Origin of the sequence: Anabaena sp. UHCC 0399 (genome assembly GCF_034931465.1) — a bacterium.
Lineage (GTDB): Bacteria > Cyanobacteriota > Cyanobacteriia > Cyanobacteriales > Nostocaceae > Trichormus > Trichormus minutissimus.
This window is the reverse complement of the sequence record NZ_JAYGGZ010000024.1, coordinates 14,515-38,825: the sequence shown is the minus strand read 5'-3', so window position 1 is coordinate 38,825 and position 24,311 is coordinate 14,515. Positions and strand designations below refer to the sequence as shown.

General features: G+C 41.3%; 20 protein-coding genes and 1 pseudogene. 6 read left to right on the top strand and 15 right to left on the bottom strand.

Going from position 1 to position 24,311, the window contains the following annotated elements; genetic code table 11:
- Positions 1–19 precede the first annotated feature (19 nt).
- The 3 genes from VB693_RS14565 to VB693_RS14555 form a co-directional block, all read right to left on the bottom strand.
- Positions 20–814 (bottom strand): BRO family protein, encoded by a 795-nt coding sequence (locus VB693_RS14565; protein ID WP_323266881.1) that lies wholly within the window; start codon positions 812–814, stop codon positions 20–22.
- 105 nt (positions 815–919) lie between these two features.
- Positions 920–2,494, bottom strand: coding sequence for a hypothetical protein (locus VB693_RS14560; protein ID WP_323266880.1), 1,575 nt, complete (start codon positions 2,492–2,494; stop codon positions 920–922).
- Between the two features lie 282 nt (positions 2,495–2,776).
- Positions 2,777–3,061 (bottom strand): hypothetical protein, encoded by a 285-nt coding sequence (locus VB693_RS14555; protein WP_214431860.1) that lies wholly within the window; start codon positions 3,059–3,061, stop codon positions 2,777–2,779.
- Between the two features lie 206 nt (positions 3,062–3,267).
- Between VB693_RS14555 and VB693_RS14550 the strand changes: the two genes are divergently transcribed.
- From VB693_RS14550 to VB693_RS14535, 4 genes are all read left to right on the top strand, one after another.
- Complete coding sequence (locus VB693_RS14550; RefSeq protein ID WP_323266879.1) at positions 3,268–4,197, top strand: hypothetical protein; 930 nt, start codon at positions 3,268–3,270, stop codon at positions 4,195–4,197.
- 67 nt (positions 4,198–4,264) lie between these two features.
- The gene (locus VB693_RS14545; protein ID WP_323266878.1) at positions 4,265–4,864 is read left to right on the top strand and encodes a hypothetical protein; all 600 of its coding nucleotides are present in this window, start codon (positions 4,265–4,267) and stop codon (positions 4,862–4,864) included.
- Between the two features lie 179 nt (positions 4,865–5,043).
- On the top strand, positions 5,044–5,433 hold the full coding sequence (locus tag VB693_RS14540; RefSeq protein ID WP_323266877.1) for a helix-turn-helix domain-containing protein: 390 nt from the start codon (positions 5,044–5,046) through the stop codon (positions 5,431–5,433).
- A 261-nt stretch (positions 5,434–5,694) separates the two neighbouring features.
- On the top strand, positions 5,695–6,879 hold the full coding sequence (locus VB693_RS14535) for a transposase (RefSeq protein WP_323266876.1): 1,185 nt from the start codon (positions 5,695–5,697) through the stop codon (positions 6,877–6,879).
- 10 nt (positions 6,880–6,889) lie between these two features.
- Here VB693_RS14535 and VB693_RS14530 read toward each other — a convergent pair.
- Positions 6,890–7,354 (bottom strand): annotated as a pseudogene (locus VB693_RS14530) (hypothetical protein); the annotation flags it as partial.
- 39 nt (positions 7,355–7,393) lie between these two features.
- Here VB693_RS14530 and VB693_RS14525 point away from each other — a divergent pair.
- A complete protein-coding gene (locus VB693_RS14525) occupies positions 7,394–7,933 on the top strand; it encodes a hypothetical protein (protein WP_323266875.1) in 540 nt (179 codons plus the stop codon).
- 46 nt (positions 7,934–7,979) lie between these two features.
- Here the strand turns inward: VB693_RS14525 and VB693_RS14520 are convergent, their stop codons facing one another.
- The 5 genes from VB693_RS14520 to VB693_RS14500 all read right to left on the bottom strand — a co-directional run bounded on the left by VB693_RS14520 (position 7,980) and on the right by VB693_RS14500 (position 11,359).
- On the bottom strand, positions 7,980–8,387 hold the full coding sequence (locus VB693_RS14520) for a hypothetical protein (protein WP_323266874.1): 408 nt from the start codon (positions 8,385–8,387) through the stop codon (positions 7,980–7,982).
- A 9-nt stretch (positions 8,388–8,396) separates the two neighbouring features.
- Entirely contained in the window at positions 8,397–8,741 is a 345-nt protein-coding gene (locus VB693_RS14515; protein WP_323266873.1) for a hypothetical protein, read from the bottom strand.
- A gap of 74 nt (positions 8,742–8,815) precedes the next feature.
- The gene (locus VB693_RS14510) at positions 8,816–9,595 is read right to left on the bottom strand and encodes a hypothetical protein (RefSeq protein WP_323266872.1); all 780 of its coding nucleotides are present in this window, start codon (positions 9,593–9,595) and stop codon (positions 8,816–8,818) included.
- Between the two features lie 101 nt (positions 9,596–9,696).
- Positions 9,697–10,149, bottom strand: coding sequence for a hypothetical protein (locus tag VB693_RS14505; RefSeq protein WP_323266871.1), 453 nt, complete (start codon positions 10,147–10,149; stop codon positions 9,697–9,699).
- 58 nt (positions 10,150–10,207) lie between these two features.
- Positions 10,208–11,359, bottom strand: coding sequence for a ParM/StbA family protein (locus VB693_RS14500; RefSeq protein ID WP_323266870.1), 1,152 nt, complete (start codon positions 11,357–11,359; stop codon positions 10,208–10,210).
- 564 nt (positions 11,360–11,923) lie between these two features.
- On the opposite strand from VB693_RS14500, the gene mobF reads away from it, so the two are divergent.
- On the top strand, positions 11,924–17,104 hold the full coding sequence (mobF, locus tag VB693_RS14495; protein ID WP_323266869.1) for a MobF family relaxase: 5,181 nt from the start codon (positions 11,924–11,926) through the stop codon (positions 17,102–17,104).
- A 63-nt stretch (positions 17,105–17,167) separates the two neighbouring features.
- Here mobF and VB693_RS14490 read toward each other — a convergent pair whose 3' ends face one another.
- From VB693_RS14490 to iscB, 6 genes are all read right to left on the bottom strand, one after another.
- Complete coding sequence (locus tag VB693_RS14490; protein ID WP_323266868.1) at positions 17,168–18,283, bottom strand: hypothetical protein; 1,116 nt, start codon at positions 18,281–18,283, stop codon at positions 17,168–17,170.
- The gene (locus VB693_RS14485; RefSeq protein WP_323266867.1) at positions 18,280–18,675 is read right to left on the bottom strand and encodes a hypothetical protein; all 396 of its coding nucleotides are present in this window, start codon (positions 18,673–18,675) and stop codon (positions 18,280–18,282) included. The genes VB693_RS14490 and VB693_RS14485 overlap by 4 nt, the downstream gene beginning before the upstream one ends.
- Before the next feature lie 30 nt (positions 18,676–18,705).
- On the bottom strand, positions 18,706–20,466 hold the full coding sequence (locus VB693_RS14480; protein ID WP_323266866.1) for a type IV secretory system conjugative DNA transfer family protein: 1,761 nt from the start codon (positions 20,464–20,466) through the stop codon (positions 18,706–18,708).
- 207 nt (positions 20,467–20,673) lie between these two features.
- Positions 20,674–21,861 carry a hypothetical protein gene (locus VB693_RS14475; protein WP_323266865.1) on the bottom strand — a complete coding sequence of 396 codons (1,188 nt, stop codon included), beginning with the start codon at positions 21,859–21,861 and terminating at the stop codon, positions 20,674–20,676.
- 23 nt (positions 21,862–21,884) lie between these two features.
- Positions 21,885–22,742, bottom strand: a complete 858-nt coding sequence (locus tag VB693_RS14470; protein WP_323266864.1) for a hypothetical protein — start codon at positions 22,740–22,742, stop codon at positions 21,885–21,887.
- Between the two features lie 141 nt (positions 22,743–22,883).
- The gene (iscB, locus tag VB693_RS14465; RefSeq protein WP_323266863.1) at positions 22,884–24,167 is read right to left on the bottom strand and encodes an RNA-guided endonuclease IscB; all 1,284 of its coding nucleotides are present in this window, start codon (positions 24,165–24,167) and stop codon (positions 22,884–22,886) included.
- Between the last annotated feature and the right edge of the window lie 144 nt (positions 24,168–24,311).

Sequence of the window (24,311 nt, the reverse complement as noted above, 5' to 3'; positions counted from 1 at the left end):
CAATATATTATTGGTTGGTCTAAAACGGCATATTTTTTTGGTCTTCTTCTGGAGCTTGTGACCAAAATTCGCGGAGTGCTTGGAGTTTCTTCGCCTGAAATTGCTGTTTCTCTTCGGGTGGCAATTCACCAACTAATTGCTGTAATTCAGCCTGTTGTCGTTGCTTCAGATGCTCAGTAGTCACGGCTGGTAACGCCAGGGTTTCATCTTTTGTGGATGGTCGGAAGTTGCGGCGGCGGTACAAAAATCGGAAATGGCGTTTGTCTTGTGGGGGTAGCGATCGCCATATTTCGGCATCCCAACCAGGGGGCATGAAGTCGGCTGATGGGGTCAGTAGCGTTTGGATTTGCTCTTGTAATTGAGCGATTGCCCGACCTTGTTCTTCAATTACTGTGTTCTGCTGTTCTAATTTCTCCAATAATTGAGCAAGTAGTTCTAAGTTTTGCGGGGCTAACTCTGCTTCACGGGTTTTTACGGCAAAGTAATTCTGTGCGGCGGCAATTTCTGGTTTGCGTGAATCCCCATTCATCGCTGTGAGATAACAACCGTAGCGACTGAGTTTGAAATCGTCTCTGGGTCTACCTCCGGTACTTTTTGCGGCTGCCCGCAAAAAGTGTTTTTCGCTCTCAACGTCTATGTTTTCGCAGGCAGCAATCGCTCTGGATATCGCATCCTCAAATTGTCGCCACTGCTGATAACCCAAAATGGGCATTAACTCACGGGCTAGCCAATACTCAGACCCATCAGTATCAATTTGCTTAATTTGCTCAAATAGGCTATCAGTATTTGCTTGGGTTGATGTAATTGCATTCATAGTTAACTCCAAAATTTGACGCATGAAAATATCACCCAACACTTACGCTGGGTTTTGTTTTTCGGGCATTCGGCAACAGATGTTTAAAAAGTCACAATCTACGGGTTACAACAGCCGTAACTCATCCTTGAAATAGCGGTCAGTCTTTTTGGGCTTGTCTTTCCAATGCTCCCAAGCCACCCACACCTCATCCCCCATGTCTTCGATGACTTCACCTTTGGCGTTATACAAAGCACAATAGATATCAGCATGGGCAACGATAGACCCAAACCCTATAGTGGGAGGTTGTGCAGATTTCTCCAAAGCAGTGATTAACTCGATTTCTTGCGGTGTCAATTCTGCCCAGTAGTCCTGTTTGATAACCTCATACTCAGTAGCAACTTCCAGATAATCCCACCAACTACACCCAGGTTTAGCCAGCACCCGCCGAATATCGTTGACTGCTTGGGGAATGAGTTGCAATTGTTCGGTACGAAATGCGATCGCAGAGGGTGTTGGTTCACTCCCCAAAATTAACGCCGCAGCTTCTAACGCTTTGGTATTGTTCATTGCGCTAGCGAGATTACCCAAAGCGATACCCATGAGCCGTAAGCATTCTTGGACATTTTCTTTGGGTGGTTCTTGTGCCAGCGATCGCAGGTCAATGGTTCGGTCGAGCGATCGCTTGACTTCTTTATTCAGTGCCTTGGTAGCCTGTTTGGTTAGAGTATTACCCCACTCTTGAGCAGGTCTTTGTTGTACAGCATTCTCTAGCTCCTGAATACGTTGCTTGAGTTGTTGGTTCTCGTATTCCAATTGTCTGAGAGCTTCCATTTCCTCTAGCCGTTGCTGCAATTGGATGTTCTGCTCCTTCTGCTGTTGAAACAGTTTCTGCACAGAGGAAAGTTGTTCTTGTACCTGTTGTTCGGCTTTAGCTGTGGCTTCTGAGAGTAAGCCGATCCTCAATTCTTGCTCCAGCCGTTCCAATTCCTCCTGGTGCTGTTGCTTCAGTTGTGCGATCGCAAGAGAATATTCTTTGGGGTATGTGCGCTCACTAGAAAATGACACAATTGCGTCATTACTCAAAGGGGTCAAATCACCATTGTTAACCAACAGCCTCTCACCATCAGCAAAAGTAACAATCTGCTGGGTGGGGTTAGGCGGGTCTGCCTCAATTACTCCCTCTTCTCCACATCTGGGGTGAGATTGTGATGAAACCTTGACCGAATGACACAATTGCGTGTGACTTTTATCTTTTTTTGTGGCGCGTTTATCTGTTGGAGCAACTTGCTGAACTGCTTTAGCGAAGTCTGCGGCAGTGGGGAAGGGTTTTTCTTTGGCTGCGATCGCAACGGCTTCATGCAACTTGTCGGGCGTTTTGACCAACCGGAGTAAGGGGCGAGTTTGGGAGGGTTTGGTAATTTTGTCCTTGAGTTCGTCGGGTAGAGTATCAACTACCCGCTTGGCTGCGATTAGATCCCGTACCCGTCGATATCCTCCGTATTTGGTCAACTCTTGGTCGCAGTAACTATCAAAGCTCTTATACCCAGCCTCTTTGTAATAGGAGTTATCGAGCATCAAGCGCAATTCTTCTATTGCTTGCCATTCAAAACGGTCTATGGCAGCGAAGGTTTCTTTGATGCTGTCGTTGAGAATGCTGTAGCTGGGTACTGATATTTGTTCGCGGTCTAGTGTCAGCATGGCATTTTAGGGACTACTGAAGACAAGCAAATACTTGTCTTTGTCTTGTTTACCTTGCGCTTCAAGTGCGGATAGCAAATGTTATTCGCATTCGGGCGATTGCCTAAAAAATTAAGTAGCCGTCAAATCTGCGGCTACTTAAAATCTAACACCGAGCTAGACAAAAATCAAGAAAATTATCTAGAATATATGCACAGACCTTAAAAACGCTTCACCCCCTGTCAAGAGGGGGTGAAGTTTTCATTATTTGTACCAAGTTGTCTACTTGAGATGACATGGCTTTTAACTGGCTTTTAAGTTGCTCATTCTCTCTTGCCAGCCCGGTTGTAACTCCCCCACGACTTTCTTTAAGGCTTCTACATCCTCTACTAGCTTGACTATATCCACTACATTACTTTGGACGATCATCTCGCCAATATAATTTCTCATGTGGTTTTCAATATCTTCCGTAATCGATACACCATCTTCCTTCAATTTTGTTTTGTACTTCTCGTATAACTCGGCATCTATCTTGATACCTAGCTGGGCAGTTCGCCCTTGCGTCTCTGGCTTTTTGTTCGCAGGCATATTTTTCTGTTGGTCTTTATCAAAAATATACTCTTTATCCAGACTAATAGCTGTAAAGCTTATTGTAAGGCAATTTAACAATCTAGATTTTTATCTTGACTAAATCTAGATTACTTGCTAGATTATATCTAGAAAACAAAAGACGACCGCACCAGTCTCGCAAACTCAGCGATCGCCTTTTATCCAAGTGAATGGAGATTCTTATTATGACCTACACAACCGATACACAGCAAGCACCTTCAGTCCGCAACCGCACCCCAATAGATGAACAAGCCGCAGCACAGGCAGATTTATACAGCCATCTCGAAGACCAAGCCCAAGAGATTGCACCAGAAGAATTGACCACCCTAGAAATCAACTCCCACCACTACGAGGTTTACGCCGGGAAATGGCTAGTTGCATACATTACTTATGATTACAGTGAATTTGCCACACAACCTTGGGTAGTCATGGTGAATGGTGTTGAGAAATTCCGCCACAACACCCAAGCATGGTGCTTGTGCTTCATTGACTGCTACTACAAGGATGGTACGCTCAACCCCCAACCTAGCGCAGATGTACCAGAAGTACCATTTATCTCAGAAATTTGCTTTTACGAACAAGAAGCATTGGTCGGTGGCGAATTGGTAGCCAGCGTCAGCTACAGTCACGATGATCAGCAAAACTCTTACTGGCAAGTCATCATCAACAACGAGGAAATCTTTACAGAGTCTACTCCGGCAAGATGTCACAGCTACGTCAAGCAGCAGTATCAAGCGGGGTTATTGCCAGTACAACAGCCTTTTGTAGAACCCTGCACTACAGGTAACGAAATCATGTGCCAGATTGCCCAGGCGTGTGAACAGTTTGGTTTGGAACTACTGGACGATGGGGTGTACCGCAATGACACGAAGCTGGGTGAAGCAGGTTGCACAGATGAACAATGGTGGTTTGTCAGAGCCGATGAATCCCAGGAGAAAGTACCTTGTGACTCTGCAATGGATGCTGTCTACTGGCTGTCAATGACTGACACTCTACCTTCTGCTGAAGCTTTGGATTACGAGCAGTTGCTAGACCTGCCCTTTGACCAACTGACGAGTGTGCAATGGGAATATCTACAAGAATATGAGTCAATGCTAGAGCTAGTCGCGGCGTAAACCGGAACTCAGGAGTCAGAATAATTCTGAGTTCTGACTACTTCTCAATCATTCATCAATTAGAACAATGGAAGCAACAATATCAATTCCCCAGGGTTGGGATTACCCCAGATTTACTTTTGGGCAAAGAACACAACGGGGTCAAATTATCGGTATGAAGTATTACGCCCAAGACACATATTTAGCTGACGAATATGGTGTGGGTTGGCATTATATTCTGTTGCATAACAAGAATACTGAAGATGAACAAACTCGTCTTGAACATGAAATAAAACTGCTCTCACCACAGGAATTAAAGGCGGTTTTAGAGGCAGAAATTGGTAATCACTTGCGCCAATTTACATTGCTGAAACACGAGTTAAAAGCATCTGGTGTCAGTGTTTTTACAACTGAATCTACTTCCCAAACACAGGCAAATAGTCAGATACAGTATCAGTCTTCAATATCTCCTCCAGAATTGCACAAATTGATTGATGCGGCAAAATTCATCATCAGAGAAATTGTAAAACACCCTGATTATCTAGCACTGAATTATCAGCCCGACCTGACTATTGGTGATGCTCAAACTGCACTTTCCTATTTGCAAATGGAGATTGAATTAAAGCAACAGCCTGTCAGTGTCGAAAGCAGAAATGTGGACATCTTTCCAAGCGCAGAATCAGCCTAATTAAACCCACTAAAGGCGATTCACCAAAACAGAACTCAGAACTCAGGAGTCAGAAGTCAGGAGCAATTTTGTATAACAGTAATCGGATAAACCACCTTAATGATTAATTCTGATTTCTGATTTCTTCTTCAATATCTCGCCAAACAAAACATTAATACTGTTTTTGTATGAGGTTTATTATGAGCAACAAATGGACTCCACAAGAGATAGAAACTTTAGAAGAAATGGCAGAGTCATACACGCCAAAACAAATAGCATACAGACTAAAAAGACGTGGTTACTACCGCAGTCTCGAAGGCATCAGGAAAAAGCTTCATTCGCTAGGTTACTCTGTTCGTCCTACCCTTGATAACTACAGTTGCAATGAAGTCGCTAAAGTCCTGCAAGTGGATTCTGGTACTGTTGCTGCTTGGGTAAAGCGTGGCTGGCTCAAAGCTATTAAACCATCTGTGCATCAGTACCAAATTAAAAGCCGAGATTTGAAGCGATTTCTTCAAAACCCTCCTCGCAGAATTAGGAATCTAATTGCATCTTTGGATCAACAAGCTATTAGGTATTTGGTGGGTTAGGTGGCATTCATCAACTATTACTAAATGGGTGAGACAGGGTTGGCTCAAAGCGAAAAAACGCTCTGTTCATTGTTATCAAGTCAGAAGTCATGACTTAAAACAGTTTTTCAGAATCCACCGCAGTCAATCAGAAAGCGGATTATGGCGATAGACCCGCAAGTTATCAGTTATTTGGTGGGGTAATTGGTAGTTTCGCTTGTATAAATAACTATCTATTAAAACCCGCAAAATACTCCTGTACAACGAATTATATCAGAGGCAATGAAAGCTAGATATCAATACAGATTTTACCCAACAGACCAACAACGACAAAGCCTAGCCCAGTTGTTTGGTTGTGTTCGAGTCGTCTGGAATGATGCTTTAACTTTGTGTAAGCAATCTGAAAAACTCCCAGGGTACAATAAACTCTCTGCAATGCTTACTCAGTCTAAAAAGACTGATGAGAGAAAATGGTTGGCTGATGTTTCTTCAGTACCATTACAACAGTCGCTTAGACACTTAGATATTGCCTATAAAAACTTCTTTAATTCTCGAAACAGGAAAAGGAAAGGTAGTAAAGTTGGCGCACCCAGATTTAAAAAGAAAACCAATTCACAATCGGCTGAGTTTACCAAGTCAGGTTTTTGGGTCAAAAATGGTAAAGTTTATTTAGCTAAAATTGGGACAATCAAGCCGATTTGGTCAAGAGAATTACCATCACAACCTAGTTCAGTCACAGTAATTAAAGATTGCGGCGACCGCTATTTTCTGAGTTTTGTTGTAGAAGTTCAGCCTAGTCTTATTGTTGCTAAGAACCAAAGTATCGGTATTGACCTGGGTGTAAAAACTTTTGCTGTCATGAGCAATGGCGAAAAAGCCGTAAGTCCTAATTACCGGAAGCATGACCGCAAGATTCGCTCCTTACAGCGTAAATTAGCACGTCAGCAGAAAGAATCGCAAAGAAGAAATAAAACTCGCTTAAGAATTGCTAAACTACATAACCGAATCGCTGATACTAGAAAAGACTTTTTACATAAGTTGTCAACCAAGATAGTTAACAATAACCAAGTAATTGTTTTGGAAGATTTAAACGTATCAGGAATGATCAAAAACCGTAGGCTATCTAGGGTTATTAGTTTGCAAGGATGGCGAGAATTTAGAAACCTTTGTGAAGCTAAATCAGAAAAATATGGTCGGGATTTTCGCGTCATAGACAGGTGGCAACCAACAAGCCAAGTATGCTCATGCTGTGGTTTTCGTTGGGGGAAAATTGACCTATCTGTTCGCTCAATACTTTGTTTAAGTTGTGGTACTGAGCAAGACAGAGACGAGAACGCCTCCAAAAATATAGAGATGGTCGGCATGGGGCATCGGCACGACCTTAAACGGGCAGGGAGTGACTGTAAGACTACTTCGGTAGCTAGTTACTGTGAACTGTCAAGAATCACCGACGTTGAACGTCGGTAAGTATGTCAACATAAAGGTCAGTTGAGATTTGTCCATAGCAGTCGCCTACTAACTTGAAAGCATCCTCTTGGTCAATGATTCCTCCATTCTCACCATTAGAATCATCTACAATTAAAATGTTTAATTCTTCATTAAGTGAATTTTTACAAGAACCTAAAAAAATTGAACCGTAAGCCCCTCTGTCTTTTCTATCGGGACACAATTTATCAATCACTTCTAAACATTCCGGCGCACCAAACAGTAATCGGGTTTTAGAGGATAATAAAAGAGTATGCCCATCTGGATGATTTTTAAAATCTGATGCTTTACTATGTTCATCTATATGTCCGAAAGAAAATTCTTTACCTGGAAAGTAAAACTCTAGTAGAGTATTATCTAATTTTTCAGTTAAAATTGATTGTGGGTTCTTATTATCCCCATCAGTATGAATCCATTGATTTAATCTAGTGTCGAAATGTTTAAATTCAAGAGGCATATTTTTATTTAAATATTGAAAAATTTTCAGGAGTTTAATATGTCAGGAACAAGAATTAAACGTTGGCTAAATATGCACGGTAAAGAGTTTAATGCTGATGGAACTTTAAAACCTGAAGCCAGGGAGCAAATGTTATCTGAAGGTATGAGTAATGAAGCAATTGATAGTTATGCTCGTAGGTTAAAAATCAAATATGACGAATGGAAACGCCTTGACGAAACTGACCCCGAACCTTGGACTGTGTATACGGCATACGACTTCTTCACCACAGAAGAAAAGCAGCAGTTTAATGCTGATGGCACTCTCAAAGCGGAATATATAGAAATTGCACTCTCAAAGGGCATGAGTGAGAGCTGGTTGGCAGAGATGGAACGCCGTAAAAAGATTGATGTGGATAATTACAACCAGGTATCTGCAAGAAATGCCGAACAAGGTATCAACTTTGGTGAAGAAAAAATGAATGAAATACTTGCTAGCCGGAGAACATACGCTGAACGCCGAAAGCAGATGGAACAGGACTTGCGGAACTTTGAAGAACCGAGTAGTCTGCCTTTTGAGAAGGACACCCCTTATTTTTAAGGATGATTTAGGGAAAGCGATATCGCTTTCCCTACAATGTTTTGCCTCAGTTCTTTTTCGGAATCTGAATGGGCGAATGTGGCTTGGTAATCTGAGGCAAAGAACTAGGTGGTGAAGTGAGTAACATCAGTAAACTACCAAAACAAGTAATTACGATCAACAAAGCCAAAAGAGTTTGACTAACTTTGTGCCACGAAATGAGAGTTAGTTTAAACTGAACTTGTTTCAGGACAATTGGCTCTAACTTTTGCTCAGTTACACGATTTTGAATATATTCCAAAACCGTGAGACATTGTGAAATATCTTCACCCCTGTATACCTTCTGGCAAAGTAAAACTTCTAATCGTTCAATACGCTCTTCCGGGGTAGACAAAAATATATCAGACCAATCATTCCAAAGCTCAATCTTTTGGAAACCATCATTCAAAGGCTGAAGTTCTCGTGTATCTGACATAATTCCTATTTACCTACGACGACGTTTTTGAGAACGCTGATAATCTTTCAATATCTGGTTAACTTGTTCTGGGAGAATCACAGATGATTTATCCCAACGCAGTTGATAGCACAAGCTATTTTCAGCAGGACAAGAAATCGCTTTAGGCAGATTAGTACCCCACCACAACCCTCCTGTCAAAAACACCATCGCACAAGTTAGAAACATTAACACCCCAGAACGACCCGAACCAACCCACATCCCCACCCAGAATAAGGTGGACTTAAATTGTTCAGCGCGTTGTTTTTTGAGTTTATTCTTTCTGTCCTTGGCTTCATTCCATGCTTGTAACTTTGAGAGCTTTTCGTCAGCCAATTTAATAGCTTTAGCATTGGAAGTTTTATCGATTTGGATATCGATGGTGCGCTCGATGCTCTCAATTTCTTGGTTTAACTGGTAGTTGTATCGCTCTCGGATGCACTCGGCAATTGCATTGATTTGATAGGAGTAAGGGGTAAATTGATCCGATATTTCTGTGCGTAAAGTGTCATCGGTGATGGCTTTCCCTCAATTCTTGCCAGAATCTTTTTCTCTAGTTCCTTTAATAAATCTTCGCCCTCTTCTGGTGGTTCGGCTAATCGAGCAATCGCTTTTTGGGTGTAAACTTGCCGCACAAGTCCGCGAGGAATTTTTTCAACAAACTTATCTGTAACATTATCTACTATGCCAGTTAAGTCTGACTCGGTTTCTGTAGTAATGTCCTCAATTTGACTTGATACATCAGGTGTTTCTTCCCCTGCTAAGTTACAGGCTGCAAGGAAATGCTCGGCCTCCTGGGGAAAATATTCATCTTTTTCCCCTAGTCCACAGAAAGCCAAAATATTTAAAGCTTGCGTCAGTGTCAGTTTAAACCCAATTTCACGCGCCTGAATTAACAGTTCTGTTACATCTGATGTTTTAGCCGCTTTTTTGTGAGTCTTCTTCCCTTTATTCTTGGTTTCAGATGCAGAATCGTCATCTAACCTTTGTTGGAAAAGAGTTATAGCCTGTTCATAATCAAAGGCTTGTCCATCTTTGAACAATTGACGAACAATATCAAACCGAGTCTCAATATCTGTATCTGAATATTCTTGTGTGTCATGGGAAAGTCCACAGACTGTCAGTGTTGCCAAGACATCTTCTAGTGAGAGAGAATACACATTCTGTAGCGTTTCTTTGGTGTACGGCATAATACCACTCCTTCTAAGTGAATATATTTCTAGGAATGAAGCGTGATTTTTCGGCACTTTTTGAGCAATTGCTATTGATCAACGCCTCAAATGAGCTTGATTTAGAACATTGTTTCAACCAGATTGTCATGTTGATAAGGTAAAAAATCTACTCCTTCTCTGGGTTGTTCTGCTTCAATCAACTCGTCAGGCAAAATATCTACATCTGGGTTTTCTGGTTTAATATTCTCTGTGTCCATAGCCACGTTAGATACAGGCACGTTGGATACCACCTGTTGCACCATTGATTGAACAGGAATATTTGGGGTCAAGTTGTTAACAGGAATATTTTCTTGTAAAAACACTTCAAACAAATACGTTATGTGCAAGTTCAGCTTGTAAATAGCATTTCTGGCAGACTGCTTTACTTCCTGTTCCGAATAATTCCCATCGGCTTTTACAGCAAAAGGCAACCAGTATCCAGACAAGGCAGATAACACCTTTTCCCTCTCGCTGATGTCGTTACTTTGTTTAATGTATTTGATCAGAGCAACGCTGGACGGCTCTTTGTTCATCGAAATTCGACACCGATAATCCATTCTTCCAATTTTTTCACCCATTTGTTATACCATGTCACTTCACTTCGGATCTCACTTTTTCGCGTTGCTCCCCATCTGCACCCACAACATCAGAGTTTTGTCTTATCCCCTTAGCACATAGAAAGAAAAACAATCCATAAACATCTGTCAAGCGATAATTTAAAGACTTAGAGGCGGCTTGGGGGAAATTATTCATCAGTTGTGTCTCTAAAATTTCACACCAGTTGACATTAGAGAATGAAAACAAGTTGTTTAACTGCGATTGGAAGTAATGCGCCGTCCCTCCACTAATAATCACTTCATCCACATCACGAGGTACTTGCAACTTCAGCCAGTTAGACAGCATCATCCAATATTCCTCTTTACAGGTCGCAACAGCATGGCGAATTCTGGAAGTTTCATGCTGCCTATATACTGGATCTACTTTTAAAGCTAATTCGCCTATCGCTTTATAAGATCCATTTTTCCCCGACTTACAAATCGCTGATGTCAACTCCTCTAGGTTCAACCCCGATGTCTGACGCTTCACTGATTCCACCATTTTCGAGAAGCCTAAAGGATCTGTTTTACCTTTGCTCATCTCTCCACGATCAATCAACAAAATGCTTGCATCTCTATAACCCAACATCACTACTGCAAAAGATTTTTCTTTTAAGTCAGAGCCAGGAGTCATCCCTCTAGAGAAAATCCCCCCGCCTTCAGGAAGGCACAAAAATAATTCCAATGAAAATGATTTTTCACATCCCTTGAATTTGTATTGAGAAAGGGCTGTCGTGACCAACTCCTGAAATAACACCCGGTCTTGATATTCTCCCCAAGGCAGCAAAATCCCTAAATGAATTGCTGTCCCATTCTTTAATTCGTGTTTGTCGGCTATCGCTCCCACCATTGCCAACACCTTGGGTAACGCTAACTCAAACTTGCGCTTCTGCAATTGTAAATCAGCATTAAAACGCTTTCTGGCTAAGAACCCCACCGCTTGGCACTTATTTTGATATTCAATCCAAGCACTATTCTCAGGGTTTGACTCCCCCATCTTCGTTCGCTCATAGTTCTCTAAACTTTCTCGTGGTACTGTCACTACCTCTGGCTCGATCAAAATCAATTCCGGCTTGAAGGGATCTAACGTGTAAAACCCCTTCAATAATGAACCACCTGGATCTACAACTAACCTTAGCAGACTCATCCAAGCCACCTCACTTTTAATTTTTCCCTTGACTATTCTCTAGTAACAAAACATATCAGCAAGCCTGTTTTACTAATGTGTTATTTCTCTGTTAATTGTACGACAAAAAAATATAAATACAATGGGGATATTCGTTTTATTTATGTTATTTTCAGGCAATTCTTAGCACTTCCTAAGACTTCTTGAAAATGGCTTTTATGCTAATTCTGTGATGATCACCAGATGGCTATACTGCTTACCAAAGGCACTTTAATGGCAATTATATGTCAGCCTAATTTTGAGGTTTGACGCACAATACGCCATATTTGGCGGAAAGTTTTTGAGCTTTTTTGCTATATTAAATTAAGTAGGAATCTAGAGGAGAAAATATTTTCTTGAAGTCAAAGTCCCACGAAAAAAGTTTCAACCATCATCAGGTGCAACCAATTTTGATGATGGAAATGTTCTTTGACTTCACAACTTATTTGAAAGGCGATTATCTTCCCGATAGAGAAAATAATCGGAATTGGTTGAACCGCAATCAAAGGGGTCTAAAGTTATGTAAAAAGCTGAGGAGGGGTAGCCATGCTAACAGCAGCTAACGTCTCCTCCGAGATGGCGGTGAACTACTTCGTCAAGAATTACTATCACCAAGGAAAGTCGCTATGGAGTGGACAAGGGGCGGAGATACTGGGATTGTCAGGGGCGATTGATGACGAAGATGCTTTTAAAAATGTGATTGAGGGGAAATCGCCAGATGGTAAGCAGGTATTGAATGCCAGAGTAGTTAAAGAAAAGGAGAAAGGAGAACGCCGCGCCGCATTAGACTGTACATTTTCTGCACCCAAAAGTGTGAGCTTGATGGCATTGGTGGGTGGGGATACTCGTTTAATAGACGCTCACCATCAAGCATTGAAACAAACCCTGGAGCTAATAGAGCAGAGGTACGCCTATACCAGAGTGACAGACGATTACGGCAGACATAGGGTGAAGACTGGTAACTTGGTCATAGCGCAATTTGACCACATCGAAAGTCGGGAACTAGACCCACATCTGCACACCCATTGTTTGCTGATGAATATGACTCAAACCCCAGATGATAGATGGATGAGTTTGAGCAACGGTGAGATATTCGCCAATAAGAAATTCTTGGGCATGGCATACCAAAGCTATCTGGCGCGAGAGGTGCAGAAGCTGGGGTATGAGATAGAACCTCGCTTACATGGGCAGTTTGATATAAAAGGCTTTAAAACCCAGGATTTAGAAACTTTCTCCAAACGACGACAGCAAATTATTGCCAAAGCTGGGGCTAACTCCACCTGGGCAGAACGAGAGAAAGTTTGGGACACAACCAGACAACGCAAGCAGAATCTACCAGAATCAGAGTTACGAGCTTTGTGGCAACAAGAAGCTGCGGCATTGGGTATTACCTTTGTCCAGGCGGGAGAACCAAAATATGAACAGGCGGCTGAGGTCGGGGAGCAACAAAGTCTTAAAGAAGCCCTAGAAAATGCAATCGCACACTGTAGTGAGAGAAATGTCGCCTTTAGACTTGAAGAATTAGAAAAATTCATCCTCACTGAACGCCTAGCCACAGATGTCACAGCAATTGAACCACTGGTGAAAGAACATCCAGAACTCATCAGTCTGCCTCTGTTGACTGACCAATTCACGACAATGGCAGCAGTGCGGCGGGAACTGGCAACCATCGAATTAATGCAGCAAGGTCAAGGGAGAGTCACCCCAATTGCTCAAGTAGAAATAGTTGAAAGCCTGTTAGAGAAAACCTCACTCAATCAGGGACAGAGCCAAGCCGTACAACTAGCCGCACTAACCCAAGACCAGTTTATTGCATGGCAGGGGGTAGCTGGTGCAGGTAAAACTTTCGCTCTCAAGGAATTGAAGGAAATCGCCGCCGCAAGTGGCTACACTATTAAAGGATTTGCCCCCAGTTCAGCCGCCGCAACGGTGTTGAGTCAAGAATTAGAGATTGAGACTCAGACAGTGGCGCGATTATTGGTATCTGAACCACCACCAGAAGCGCAACTCAAGGAAATCTGGATTGTGGATGAAGCGGGTTTACTCAGTGCCAAAGATGCTCATGCACTACTGCAACGGGCAACCCTTGAGCAAGCCAGAGTTCTGTTTGTCGGAGATACCCGGCAATTATCAGCAGTCGAAGCAGGCAACCCGTTTAAATCCTTGCAACAAGCGGGAATTAAAACCGCATATCTGAATGAATCCTTACGCCAAAAAGACCCCAAACTGAAATTAGCCGTAGATTTAATTGCTGACGGCAGGGTACAAGCGGGTTTTGAGCATTTGTTAGCCAATGGCTCTATTCTCACTGTTGATGCTTCAAACAAAATCGCAGCGATCGCCAATGATTATATGATGGCTTCCCCAGAGCAACGAGTCAAAACCTTGGTTTTAGCTGGAACGAATGCCGAAAGACTTGCCCTTACCCAAGCCATTCGAGACAAGCTAAAAGATGAAGGGACTTTGGGAGAGACTGCAACCATCACCCAACTGCAAACCAAAAATATGTCAAAAGTACAGATGCGGTTTGCCCATAACTTTGAAATTGGGGATGTGGTCATGCCCACACGCGATTATAAACGTCGGGGATTATCTAAGGGTAAACTGTATGAAGTGGTAGGTCAAACTACTGACAAGTTGACCCTGAAAACTGATGATGGCAGTCACTTAGAAGTCGATACAACCTTTGACAAAGCCGTATATCACTCTCAAGAAATTGAAATTGCGGTAGGCGATCGCTTGCAATGGAAGAAGAATGATAGACAATTGGGACGACGCAACGGACAAGAATTTACTGTTACGGCGATCGCTCTTGGTGCAGCCGAGATTAAATATAGTGATGGTCGTATTGAATCAATTAGGTTACGAGAAGCGCAAAACCTAGACTATGCACTGGTCAGTACAACATACAGTAGTCAAGGTAAAACTGCTAACCGAGTCCTCATTGCGGCAGATTTTACAATTGGACAAGAAAGTTTTTATGTTGCCGCCAGTCGTGCCAAACATGAACTTCATATTTATACCGAAGATCCAACTCGATTATTGGAGTTGGCACAAGAGTCAAAAGCCAAAGAAAATGCTTTGGAATTGCTACGAACACAGGTTAAGGAGTCTCAGCAACAGCAGCTAGTAAATGTCAGCAATAAAGTTTCTACGGTAGCAACCGAAACAGTCATCTCTACTCCAGTTGTACAACCAGTTTTGAAGTCAGTAGCATCTTTAGTAGCATCTAATGTTCAAAGCAAGCTGAAAGCATCAACCGAACTTCCTTTAGTCCAACCTGTAATCCAAGAGACACCAGATGCTACCAAGGTTTTTGAAAAACCCATACTCAAACCAAAAACAGTTGTCCCTACTGTTACATTTTGGACTCCATCCTCTGCGCCATGTCCTGAGCATATAGACCCAGAACACTGGCAAGAACTGGTAGAAAAGAGCGCGATTCACCCAGAAATTGCTGCCCTCAACTTTAAAAGCTTGCATCTTGACCCCATCGAACAAGAACATGAGGCTTGGGAACATCTAATATATAGTGACAATATCTCCCGCCGTAATGATGGACGGCTTAGGGATGGCGATTTAAGAAGATATTCCCACATCGAAGCGGGTGGTTGGTGGTGTCATGCTGGGGTTGACCCTCGCTCATTTCCTTCACTGCAACCTCAACAACAACCAACTACCAAAATCTGGGGATGCTACAAGCCTAATGCTCCTAGAAATCAAATTGATGACCCCGGAAAATTCATCAAATACGAGCATCCCCCTAAAGTTGATTTAAGCATCTTCCTACTTGATGTCCCCGAAGATATAGCTGAACGCATCTACAAAAAATACGGTGTCGAACCATCCCATAGCGATCGCCAATCTGGGTTTTGGTATTGTGTTTGGAAACATCATCTCCCCATCACGATCACTGAAGGAGCGAAGAAAGCCGCTAGTCTGTTAAGTCAGGGACACGCCGCGATCGGATTGCCGGGAATCTATGCTGGGTATCGCAGTAAGAATGAACTAGGTGATCCCATTCCACCCGTTTTGCATGAAGAATTAGCTATTTTCGCCACCCCTAACAGGCATATTCAGTTTTGTTTTGACTACGAAACTAAACCCAAAACATTACACAATATTCAAATTGCTATATCACGGACTGGACGACTTTTGGAACAACAGGGAGCGAAAGTCAAAGTTGTGACACTCCCAGGTCCACATAAAGGCGTGGATGATTTTATCGTCGCTGTTGGGTCACTTACCTATGAAAAGGTGAGCCATCAAGCAATGAATTTAAAAGATTGGCAACAGCGTCATCAGCAACGTGCCATTGCCATAGAACCACCGAGGAAATTAACCCCAGAGCAACGTCAACAACGACTAACCTCTGAGTCAAATCAAACACAGGAGCAAATCAATGGAATCCCACAACAACATAGACCAAACACAAGTCATAGCACTAGCAGTCGCATCCTTAACGGAGAAGATAGAGGAATTAAGCAACAAAATCCTACACCTCGAACAGAGCCAAACACAAGAGATGACCAATTTCTTACAGCAATTAGCCGAGACGTTGAATTCCAAGAAATCGAACAATTTGGAGACGACATTGCAAGAATTAACCAAAGCATTGGAAACAATGACATCAGAAGTCAGCCAACAGAGAGAATCTCAGGACGAACTAACCAAAACGATTCAGCAATTATTGACTACACAGGTACTCACACCCGAATTTCCCAGTCTAGTTTAGATACCATCGCTGCTTTTGTTGATCAGTCCGCCATTGAGTCTGCCATAGTTGAAAAACTATCACTACTTTCTCAGGAGCTATCCCAATTCCATCATGATTTCAGCAATGAGACAACCATATTAGAGCAATTGAGATTGGTTCTTGATCACAAAAAACAAAGTCAACTTTCACAACAAACTGTGGATGCAATCGCTGACTTTATTGATCAGTCTGCCATTGAGTCTGCCCTAGTTGAAAAATTATCACTACTTTCCCAGGAACTATCCCAATTCCATCATGATTTCAGCAATGAGACAACCATATTAGAGCAACTGAGATTGGTTCTTGATCACAAAAAACAAAGTCAACTTTCACAACAAGCTGTGGATGCGATAGTTGACTTTGTTGATCAGTCTGCCATTGAGTCTGCCCTAGTTGAAAAATTATCACTACTTTCCCAGGAACTATCCCAATTTCATCACGATTTAAATCATGAAAATGTTACTCTCAATCAACTTAAAGCAGCTATTTTACAAAAGCAACAACACCAACTTTCACAAAAAGTTGTAGATGCGATAGTTGACTTTGTTGATCAGTCCAGCATTGAGTCTGTTCTTATTGAGAAATTACCAACACTCATTCATGAACTATCACAGCTTAAAAATAATGACCCTATCCACAATTTAGAACCCATAATTGATAAATTAGTTAATCGTTTTCAATATCAAGAAAATTTAAATTTAATGCTTAAACAGAAAATTCATAATCTGGATAAGCTAGCACTAAAAGCTTTATTTATCGAAGTCGGAAAATATGTTAAAGGCGAAAAAGTCACAGGCGAGACAGTTAACGAATTATTCTGTTTAGTTGGTCAAGCTGATTCACCTTTAACTTTTGAGCAAAGAATGGATACTGTTCGTCAATTAATTAGAAACGACAAATACCAACTTATGAAAAAGCTGGGACTTAATTCTCCGCATAATCAGCAAAGTTATCCCAAATTTCGTAGATGAAAAGGCAGGAAGTATTCAGCGATGGCTACGCCCACCACAGGCATCGTATTTTTTTTGGGTTGTCTAACAAAATCGCATTACTCCCTTTCTAGTTTTATCTATCTCAAGTTGATGACTTATGCTAACTACAGAATAAACTTTATCAAGTGCTTCTGATTGCTGCCTTGAAATATTAGGTGATAACGCTCCATTATGAAGAACTGGCTCTCCATTTTTCGCACGAACAATTATATTTTCACCTTGCTGCTCAAAATAGAAACTAGAACTTTCAAAACTTACAGAGCCATCTGGATTAGATTTACCCAAAATTCTCAGCAATTCTTTTACACTTTTTGCAATTGCTTTACCTTTAGCAGTTTCACTCCATTCATGAATTTTGTACCTCCAGTTATCTACTTTGCTTTTAACTTGGGTTTTCATACCATTCATTTGTTGTTTGGTATGATTAACCCTAGACATAACTGAATCTTTCAAGCTCTTAAATAAACCTTGCACTATTTGCTTCACACCGTTCTCAATCCCACCCACAAAATTTTGCAGCTTCGTATTTTTAATTGGTGGTAAAGAGCGATCAACTTTAGCTAAACTTTGCTGGGTCTTTTCAATTAACTTTTGCTGCTTCTCTAGAGACTTGAATAATTCACCAATTTGTTGTGCCAGTTGAGCAATGCTTTCCTCGCTTAGTTGGCCAGATTTTAAACTCTCAACTAATTCCTGCTGCTCTTGTACTTTCTTTTGCAGAACATTTACTTGCTTTTGCAGTTGCTCTACACTATATGTTCGCTCTACTATTGGTTTATTTTTCTGAGATTCATTTTCTTGAGTTTGAGATAGAGGCTGCGATAAACCTAATTTATCTTTTACTACTACTCCATCTTCCACATGAAATACTTCTTCTTCTCCAATTTTTATTGATACTTTACCTTTGAGATTTTGGGGTTCAAAAATAGCTTGGTTTAATTTATCTACCAAGTTTTCATTAATAAAAGGGTTAATCTTGTTGAAATTATTATCATCAACTCTTCCTCTATATACATTTTCATTATCTACAGCAATAGAGATTTCATTTGAGGATTTTATTCCTCTTTTTTTAGCACTTTCGTGAATTATCTTTATTAAATTTTCTAAAGTCTCTAAATAATCCTTTTCAATTTTTTCTGCATCAGATGTTTCAATCATGACTTACTCCCAGTTAGCATTTCAATCAAAGTAGATGGGTCAATAGTTACTTGAGGCAATGTTGCACCTCCTAGCTTATTCAATACTTCTTGACCTTCAATTTCGATGTAAGCAACGTCTCCATCAAGGAAAACGGATACATAATGGGGATTGCCTTCAAATTCTGGAACATTGTATTTTCTTAACACCCCATCAACTATGCGAACATTTACTTCTCCAGGAAGTGCATAGTAAATCTCAATGTTGTGAGGTATATAACCTTCAGGAAATGGTTCTTCATCCCAAGCATATATCACACTCATCATCTCACGAGGATATTTATGTGCTAAGGCTGCTATATCAGGTGGTAATTTAGCAATTTCATTCAAAAAATATTCGTTGAACTGACGCATATTTATTCCTTAATTTTCAAAATTCTGATTTTATATCAAACTTGCATATTCTTTCAATTGCTCTTGATTTTCTATCAGAGGCAACAAATCTAATGCTTCTTGTCGTCTTACTCTCATTTCTTCATCTGCTGGAATTTGTAAACTAGATTGCTCTGCTAATTTTTTTTGAAACTCATACCAGATTTTCACACTTTCAATTTCCGATTTTATATCTCTTTCAGGAATCTTAATTTTTTCCAAAATCGGTAAACTTATCTGTCCACGAGAGCGAAATCCTGGACTAACTATTACCGCTTTTCCTTCTGGTAAAGTGTTAAATTGATTCACTTCAAATAGTTGACGCGTGCTGTTTTGATCAGAATTAGACGTACTTGCCCCTGACTTCCCTCCCGATGAGCGAGAACGCTGTTTATAATTGACCTCAACATCACCCAAAAACTTACTAAATCTCTCGGCAGCAATATCATCCTGTGGGTTAAAAAATGCTTTAGTTGCACATCCTCCAAAAATTGCATTTGTTGTATTCTCTCCATAGGCTTCTTCTAACATTGATAAGTTTTGTAATCCCAGGATTGACACCAGTCCATCTTCCCTATTCTGGTTGAGCCAATCTACCAACGCAGGCAAATAAAGCGTAGGCAATTCATCAATTCCTAATACTAATGGGCTAGTTCTTTTACCCGACACATTTCTACTTACTAATAAATGCAATATTGATACCAACAATGGTGCAATTACATCTCGCTTTTCCTTATTCATCCCAAAAATTATCATCTGCCGACCCTTCAAATCCAATGGAATATTCGTTTTTCCACAGAAGGCTGCTAATGCTGCCGGCACCATAAACCTACTAAACAATCCACTAGCTGTACCCACTATTGAAGCTGCTGTTTCCGGCGACCCCGCTACCGACACAAACTGTGCAAACGCTTCTCTCACCATGAAATTCAAATTTTCAGCTTGTTCTATTCTGTGTACTAATTTTGGCAGTCCTAAAATCGCTTGGCACATCATGATGTCTGGGTACTTTGTCCCCTTCGCCAGCATAAACACTGCCTGTACCAGTTGATCTCCTGCATTGGTGAAAAAGCTATTCCCCGACTCATCTGAACCCAGTTGAAAGTTCCGGTTTAGCGTAATTGCTAACTGACGTGCCATCTCTGAGTCTTCGTTATTACGCAAAAAATCTATTGGGTTAGCTACTGCTGACTCTGGAAACCCTGGCGCAAGCACTGTCACTTTATACCCTCGCTCCCTTGCGTATCCTGCTAATATTGGAGCTTGTCCCTTGGCTTTGGCTATTGCCGATTCTTGCTCACTGTACTTAAAATCATATAAAACTAAAGGAAACCCCTGGTCAATAGCCGCACGGAGCAATGGTGTCACCATCGAAAATGATTTTCCACTACCTGGTCCACCACAAACTAAAATCCCACGTTGTGCTTCTGGTAAATACATTGTGGCAGCGTCTTTGGGAATCTGGGTAATTCTCCGATTATTCACGACTTTGGTTTTGGTATTTTTCGGAGTCCCCACAAACAAACAAACCCGATTATGTTTGCGTTCTCGAATCTGCTGACATCCTAGTTTACGAGCTGCTGCCTTCTCTGCACTACCTCCCCATCGAGCCGTCGCTAGTTTTCCTTTCCCTCCTTTGCTATCAATATATTTGGCTATGAGGATAACTGCACCACAAAAAAGTATTCCTAATCCGGCTGGTGAAATCAACGCTGACTCCAGCCCAGGCGGGACAAATTGATTTAAACCGACTTGGGAGGTAGTTTTAGTCATCAGAAAAATGGGTAGAAACCCCGTCCACTTCGGCAAGCTCAGTGCATCGCTTCTAGGACGGCTTTACATATCTTTTAGGCAACAATTAACCGTTAGAACGACAGATTAATTGAACTTTGCTAGAAGCAATCTGCCCTAACCGTTTCCAGTTAGCGTAGCGGGACGTTAGTCCATTGCGAATTGCGAATTGCGAATTGCGAATTGGTATTACTTCCCTGTCCCTAAAATCACTAAATCGTTTTCTTTCACTGATATCCAAGGCACTGGCCCAATAAAATATGGTGTACAGGTCTTTTGTTGAAACGGTGGATGAACGCAGATTCTCAAAAACAAACTAAAGTCCGCCGTTCCTGTCGATTCGTTTGCGCCTGTCATTGCCACCTTAAATCCATTACCATAGACCAGTCTGCCTGTCGGTTCATTACCTCCGTTGACTCCAGCTAAAAAACCATAACCGCCTTTTACTTGTTGCGATGAGCCTGATGCCCAGCGTTTTCCGTACAAAGCTCCACCCTTACCACTTAAATCTCCCAATTCTAAGTAGGAGCATTCTTTCCCCGCTTCACAAGCTTTAAATTTGGTGCTGTCTCCCCTGACAACACTACCGGAAACGTAATAACCATCCCCTACCATCGGATCTCCTTTTTCCGATTTCCCGAATACAGTGGAAGCAATGCCCACTAAACTAGTCCCAGACTTCAGTGGATTTGGCATTTGGCTAAAGGGAACTTTATTTAGTCCTGGTACTTGATTAATATAGGTGCGTTGCCACTGTTTAAACTGCCGAATTGGCGTTTGTTGTAGACCCGGAATTGATTTAATGGCATATTTATCTAAATCAATATCCCCTAGAGGACGTTCCCCGGCTTGAGGATTTGAACGCAAACATTGAGCAATCGTTCCGCTACGACATGAACTTGGTAGATAGCCACTCTCTCCCAACACATCCAAAATCGGTTTGACTCTATTAACTTTCAGATTTCCTAATGATGGAATTGCCTTCACTAATGATGCTGTCGTTTGCCATTTTACAAAACCTACATCTTTGAGTGTTGGGTCTTCATCTTTATCTAAAGACGTAATCTTGGCTATATCATCTAACGTAAAATCTCCAAATCTAAATTCATCATCTGCATCACCCAGCATGATCACAGAATCCGATTTTTGGAGAGCATTCCATGACCGAGACGGGTCATACCCAAATTTCTCTTGATATGCTTTTGGGACTTTCAGATATCCCGCTTGTTGAACTGCCGGTAACATCTCCCAAGTAATTCTTGCCCAATCTGGTATTTGACCTCGGCGTTTTCCTTGCTGGTAAGGTACTGTTGGTAAAACGCTTGCTGTATCTGCGAACGCAGATGCAGAATTTAACAGCAAACATCCACTAATCATTATGGATAACCCCTTGATGTAGCTCAATGCGTTCTTCCCCATTCAATCAATTGGTTAAAAATCTGTGCAGAAATTCCCGACTTAGAAATAGCCTCTTCGTGACTTTTACCTTGCCGTAACAACTTCACCGTATCTTGAACTTTCTTCCAGGTTGTCGAACCTACCTTAATCTGACCATTACGATTCGCTATCACTAAACCAGCAACAATGGCATTAGCATCATCTCTGTGTGTTGTGCCGTTTGGGAATGCTCCTTTAACTGTAGGAGTAACAGATTCCGTAACAGCTATTTTAGGTACATTAGATTCAGGTTGAACAGTGATTATTTTTGGCTGTCGAGTTGGCTTGGCAGATGTTCTAACTTCTCTTCTATTAGCTAATAATAAAGGTGCTGGTCTTTCTGATTCTGGTTGAATTACCAGACTTGTATAAGCTGGTTGTCCAGATGCCGGAATTAGCTTGAATTGATATTGCTTTTGTCCGTCAACACCAATTGTGAGAATAGTTATTTGAGTGCTGCCATCTCTACTTGATGTCAAATGGGGAAAATTAATTGGTTGAATCTGCCTTAAAAATAAAACTGTTGCTCCTCCATTACAATCTTGATTTGCATCTTTTGGGCATAAATTCCCATTAGAAGTGAAGCTCATTCTACTTGGATCTCCAATCCAGACTTGTTTTATTTTTTCTCCTGTCGGAATGAAGTTTATAGTTACCCCGTATCCCTTCCACACCCGCAGTTCTACCGCTTTCGATTGTCTACCTTGAGCATCTTGTGCGTAAATCGTTCTGGTATTTGCTAAGGCAGCTTGACCACAATTGACAATCATTAAAGATAAATAGAATGGTAAACCACTCTGGAATTTATGCAAATATTTCATCAGATCCTCCCAGGAGACTCCCGCTTATCCTGACAAGGAAAGCGGTGAGAGGAATGGGAGGTGAATTGTAAAACGTCCCATGAGTTAATTTTTGTGTTAACAAAAACAGTCAATGGGACAGTTGCACAATTCACAAATACCCTATGTGCCATAAGCGTAACCATCCTTTTTGTGAATAGTTTTACAGTATTTGTAAGAGATACCTTGGATTAATCCTTGTGTAGTTGAGACATTAAAACTACCTGTGGCACGAGTGGCAATCCTACCAACATAAGTACCAACTTTTTTACCTTGGATAACAACAGCTTTGACAATATCTCCAGTTTGAAATCCGAAATGGAATTTAGTTCTAGAGCAATGTCGAATGGGGAATCCGTACTTATTGGTACGACATGACTGCCTTGTACCGTGTCCATTGGCAGTAATTAATAAAGGTCTAACACCTTTGATTTTGAGTATTGGAGTTGATCCACCAACACAAGCAGCATCTAGCCAATGAGATTTGTTTAAACCTCGTTGAGTACGGTTAAACTTGGTTAAACCTCCAGAACCAGTTTCTAGTGGTAAACCAGTTGCTTTTAAAGTTTCTAGCAGTGCAAACCGAGTAGTATTTACTGCTGCCGCATCAGCTAATGGTTTTTTGGCATGATTGAGAATCTTATTCAATCTAACTGGGTCTTTTTTAAGAAAGTCTCTAATATCTTTTGTAGCTTTTTTAGTGTTACATTTCGCACAACTTAGAGTTAAATTAGTAATGGAATTTGACCCACCTTTCGCTCTAGGCTGTATATGTTCTATCTGTAGTGGAACATCTTTAATTCCACAGTAAGCACATTCTCTATGCCATTTTTCTAACAGGTATTGGCGAGTTTCATATCCGGCTAATTCTCCTTGCTGATATTCTTTACCTTGGATATCAGGATGACGAATTAATTGCATATCAAACTTAACCAGTTCTTGACTGATAAATTGAATTGGTGCAATTTTCCGTAATCTACTAACCCAAGTTTTGATATTCTCAATTCGACTTTGCAAGCTTGGTGCTAACCAACCTTTTGGTCTAGTTCTATTGAGAAACCTGGGCTGACGGTATCTAGTTTTTCTACTCCTCCTGCTTCTACGCAGTTGTCTTCTAGATGTTAGGGCATCCCGAATAGCAAACCCTCTGTGCTTTAGTTCAGCAGCGAATACTACCTCACCATTGGCATCGTTAACTATTGCTATACCTGTATATTTAGCTCCAGGGTCAAGCTTTAGTCTCAATGGAGATATATCAATGTTGGTACTTGATTTTTTGAGGATTATCGTAAACGGGAATCTTTTGTATACTGCTGTTTTTCCTCCATTTAATAATTGCCTTGCTTGTGCTGGATGAATTGGATTTAATGGTCTTTTTTGATGATCAATTACAAACACTTTGCACATGATGTGCCTCCAATTTCTTGGGTAATGTGAGCCTGGACAATGATTTTAAGGCTTTTTGCGTCAACAGCACTGGCTTAACCCATTACACCTGTTTAACTGTTGACCTCAGTGCTACAAACTGGCTGCGTATTTGTAGGTGAGATG